The organism is Streptomyces fildesensis (assembly GCF_016107395.1).
Taxonomy (GTDB): Bacteria; Actinomycetota; Actinomycetes; order Streptomycetales; family Streptomycetaceae; genus Actinacidiphila; species Actinacidiphila fildesensis.
Genome location: NZ_JAAIKO010000294.1, coordinates 1 through 268 on the forward strand (window position 1 = coordinate 1; position 268 = coordinate 268).

General features: G+C 56.0%; 1 protein-coding gene. It reads right to left on the minus strand.

Annotated features, from left to right (window positions below; all coding sequences use genetic code 11):
- Positions 1-249 (minus strand): SLBB domain-containing protein (locus tag C6N31_RS47380; RefSeq protein WP_198359724.1); only part of this gene is annotated, 249 nt, incomplete at its 3' end.
- Positions 250-268 lie beyond the last annotated feature (19 nt).

Sequence of the window (268 nt, forward strand, 5' to 3'; positions counted from 1 at the left end):
GTGCTTGGGAAGCAACGGAACAGAAGAGCCTCCGGGGATGATGGCAAGCAAGTTGTCCCATCCTCCTCGGACATCTCCGCAGTGCATCTGTATCAGATCCTTCAGCGGGATGCTCATCTCCTCTTCGACGGTGCACGGCCTGTTGACGTGACCGGACACGCAGAATAATTTTGTGCCAGAATTGTTCTTACGCCCGAAACTGGCGAACCACTCCGGCCCGCGTCTCAGAATGGTGGGGGAGACGGACACGGTTTCAACATTAGTGACG